This window comes from Actinomycetota bacterium, from assembly GCA_005774595.1.
GTDB lineage: Bacteria > Actinomycetota > Coriobacteriia > Anaerosomatales > D1FN1-002 > D1FN1-002.
This window is the reverse complement of the sequence record VAUM01000419.1, coordinates 1-1426: the sequence shown is the minus strand read 5'-3', so window position 1 is coordinate 1426 and position 1426 is coordinate 1. Positions and strand designations below refer to the sequence as shown.

Annotated in this window: 2 protein-coding genes; both read right to left on the bottom strand. The window is 75.6% G+C overall.

Features of this window, described 5'->3' with window-relative positions:
- A partial coding sequence (xseA, locus tag FDZ70_10635) for an exodeoxyribonuclease VII large subunit (protein ID TLM66073.1) occupies positions 1-822 on the bottom strand: 822 nt, incomplete at its 3' end.
- Between the two features lie 8 nt (positions 823-830).
- The coding region (locus FDZ70_10630; protein TLM66072.1) for a ribonuclease D at positions 831-1426 on the bottom strand (596 nt) is incomplete at its 5' end.

The window sequence follows — 1426 nt, the reverse complement described above, 5'->3', positions numbered from 1 at the left end:
CCCCAGCGCCCTACCCTCGCGCGCGAGGGCCGCCGCGACGTCCGCAGCGTCGGGAGCGCACGCCTCCGCCGCGGCGGTGGGGGTCGAGGCGCGCCGATCGGCGACCATGTCGGCGATGGAGGTGTCCGGCTCGTGGCCGATCCCGGTCACGACCGGCACCGGGCAGGCCGCGACCGCGCGGGCGAGCGCCTCGTGGTTGAACGGCATGAGGTCCTCGTACGAGCCGCCGCCGCGGCACAGCACGATCACGTCCGGGGACGCCTCGGCGGCGACGCGCAACCCCTCGATCAGCTCCGCGTGCGCGTCGGCGCCCTCGACGCGGACGCCGGCCACGAGCACCTCGGTCATCGGCCAGCGGCGCCGCAGCGTGCGGATCACGTCCCAGACCGCGGCACCGCGCGGCGAGGTCACGACGGCGACCCGCGACGGGAACGCGGGCAGCGGGCGCTTGCGCTCCGGGTCCATCAGCCCCTCGGCCTGCAGCGCGCGGGCGAGCGCCGCGACCTGCATGCGCAGTGCGCCCTCTCCCGCCGCGGCCAGGCGCGTGACCGACAGCTGCATGCGGCCCTTCGCCGGGTACACGGTGAAACGCCCCGAGACCTCGACGAGCATCCCGGGTGCGAGCGGCACGCCGGCGGCCTCGTACGGCCCCGGCCACATGATGCAGTCGAGCGCCGCGGTCCCGTCTGACAGGGTGAAGTAGACGGCCTTGAAGGTCTTGAACTGCGTGACCTCGCCGATCACCGTGACCGGGATCTGCTCCAGCGCCGACTTGGCGAGGCCGACGGCCTCGCTCACGGACAGCGCGCGTTCCTCGGCCACGGTCGCCCCTACCCGCCGTCGACCCGGTCGGCGACGAGCCCGTGCTCGCCCGCGCGCAGCGAGATGCGCCCCTCGGCAAGATCGACGAGCTCGAGGCCGATCATCTGCCGGCGCCACCCTTCGAGCAGCGGGCTGCCTTCCCGCAGGCCGCCGGCGAGTGCCTCGATGTCGTCGCGAGACGCGAGCAGCGGCGCCGCGATCCTGCGCTCCTTCGCCCGGACGCGCACGAGCGCGGCCATCAGCTCGACGACGCCCTCCGCCGGCTCGCGGCGCTCGCGGCGCTCGAAGCGCGGCAGGTCGTCATCGGCCATCGCCGCGCCGCGCACGACCGCCTCGAGCAGCTCGGCGCGCGACTGGTGCGGCAGGCGGTCGGGTACGCCGCGGACCGCCTCGAGCGACGCGAGGTCGCCCGGCATGCGGCGCGCCACCTCCACGAGCGTCTCGTCGGCGAGTACGCGCCTCCTCGGCACGTCGCGCCGCTGAGCCTCACGCTCGCGCCACGCCGTCACGTGCAGGAGCACGCCGAGATGCCTGCGCGAGAGCGCCGACGCGCGCTTGACCCGCCGGTACTGCGCCTCCGGGACGACCGTGTAGGTCGCCGGGT